General features: G+C 50.3%; 3 protein-coding genes. All 3 read right to left on the bottom strand.

The genetic code is table 11. The features are described from left to right. A partial coding sequence (locus ACOSYY_RS12235) for a three-Cys-motif partner protein TcmP (protein ID WP_421662692.1) occupies positions 1 to 788 on the bottom strand: 788 nt, incomplete at its 3' end. 100 nt (positions 789 to 888) lie between these two features. Then, positions 889 to 1,623 (bottom strand): DUF5131 family protein, encoded by a 735-nt coding sequence (locus ACOSYY_RS12230; protein WP_421662690.1) that lies wholly within the window; start codon positions 1,621 to 1,623, stop codon positions 889 to 891. A gap of 52 nt (positions 1,624 to 1,675) precedes the next feature. Next, a partial coding sequence (locus ACOSYY_RS12225; protein WP_421662688.1) for an ImmA/IrrE family metallo-endopeptidase occupies positions 1,676 to 2,304 on the bottom strand: 629 nt, incomplete at its 5' end.

Here is a 2,304-nt window from a genome sequence, read left to right as displayed (position 1 = left end):
CTCTTCAAATCACTGAAATCCGGCGTAGTTCCAAACAAGAGAGATTGGTTCATGTCCGTGGTGTCTGAGAATTGGAACCTGCCTGAGTCATCTGCCTTCCACATGGCCTCTTTCATTTTCTTGACGGCGTCATAGCTCTTTGTCCCAAAAAAGAGGAAATACTCGGTACGGTTGCCAGGGTCGATCATTTCAAACGATCGAACATAAGTAATGGCTGCGCTTATCTGCAACTGGCGGAGGTACAAATCGTGGACGAATTTCTTGCGTGCTTGAGGGTCTTCAACCGAACTGGCTTCTCTCCAGTCTTGGCATCCAAAGAGCGAATCGTAATTCGCAGGTTGATCGGGATGGGATAGGAAACGGTTAATCGCTTCATACATGAATGTGATGAGTACCTCACATTTGTCATTCTGCATGAGCCGCTTTATTAACGAAAACGGTGTGTGTGAAAACCCGAATGGATCGACGAACGCGAACGTAGGAGCAAGATTGCGTTTTTGTTCTTTCACGAAGTCCAGCACCTGCGTCAGGTGTTCATCAAATCTCCCAAGCAAACATTGGACCTTGAAGTTGGAAGGCACCTGAAGGGTTGCAATTTGTTGCTTCAGGACTTCGAGACGAGCCGGATCTGCCTCGATGAATAGAAAAACCACTTGCGACCGGATTTGGGCTGTATGGTTAATCGCTTCCTTGAGTGCAATAATTGGAGATCCCTCGTCGCCGGTTCGGTAAATACCCGGACCGGCAAATCCATCGATATAGAGCACGCGTCCGTTCCAACGAGTCATGATGGGAAGCCAGGCCTGCAGATAACGGCGAAGAATTAGATGCTTGGCACTGGTATGAGGTTCAAGGTCCCAACAGGTGGTCCGAGGGGGCATGAATGGCCTACATCACAATCACATACGCATCCTGAATTATTGGTAGTTGGCTCCAAAGTCTGCCGTCCAATCGTCGCCCGCCAGCCTTCGATGTGAATCCACCCCATTGCTTGAAGAAGAATGGAACTTTCGCACCGAGACATTGGTCGCGGATATTCCGCACCCAAGTCGGCTTGACAGCGCGATAACGCGGGCCGCTCTCGCCTCCTACGATGACCCAAGAAATGCCCTTCAGTGGCAATCGCCCAATTGGTCCGAGAAGAGGTTCGACGGAGATGAACCGAACAGCTGCGGGAACTTTTTGGAGATGACGCACTCGCCATATATACTCGCTGCTCTCAACAGAAACACCTTGCCAGATGTTGTCGGGCCAAGGCAGAGAGGGAGCGATGGTCTCCAAGCGTTCGGCTCGTTTCGTGAGAATTTGAAACACGTGCCAGTGTGCTCTTGTCATGACATCGAATGCTTGCTTTATGAAATCGTCTGGGATGGCTTCATGAAACAGATCACTCATGCTATTGACAAAAATCTTACGAGGTTCTTTCCATCTGAGCGGGAGGGTCATTTGATCCGGGTGAAGAGTCACTTCAAACCCGTTTCGATACCGCGGGTTTTCCATTGCTTGTAGTCGAGCCGCGAGTCGCTCGGCGTAGCAGTTCTTACACCCGGGACTAACCTTCGAACAACCTGTGACCGGATTCCACGTTGCGTCAGTCCATTCTATGGTTGATTTGTCTCCCATAATTTTGTTACCCCCCGAAGCCGACATTCAATCGAATGAGCATTACCTGACTCTACTTGCGGAATCGAGGTGTCCAGGACTCGATCAAATCACGCTCAAACTCCTGTTCTTCTTCATCTACTTCGCCCTGCTCAGGAATGATGGGCCTCAGCACAGTGAGTGTCTTTCCATACGTACCCAGGCCAACGACCTCTTCAATGAGTTCCCATTCAGGACCGGCTCCAAACCAGGCATGTATGCTGGAGCTGCCTTCAGTACGATCGGCTTCACGAACTCGTTTCTGGTTCTGATTAAATGCATAAGTATGGCTGGATCTTGGAACTGGTTGTCCCTTTTTGAGCCATTCAAGATCCGGCAGCGTCTTGAAAGAGTCAGACATTGCACAGAAATCGATTGACTGGCCAGTGCTCACCACAACAGCGACTGGATAATCCGCAAATTGCACATAGCGTATTGCAGTGGCTGGAAGGGAAGTGATGCAGAGAGATGAAAGATCCTCAATGGCTTCAAGACCAGGGTCGGTGCTCTTGAGCGCAACAGAGAACAGTCGGCTTGGCATCAGCAAGCCTGCCGCAAACGAATCCGCTTCCTTCTCGTATGGGTTGTCAGATCGAAACCCGGCGAAGGACTCGTGGACGCCAGTTGCATCTAAGACGGCTTCAACATGTCCCGGAAGAAGGT

It is taken from the genome of Nitrospira sp. BLG_2, from assembly GCF_049222245.1.
The sequence above is the reverse complement of the archived record's forward strand: the minus strand, read 5'-3'. Positions and strand labels throughout refer to the sequence as shown.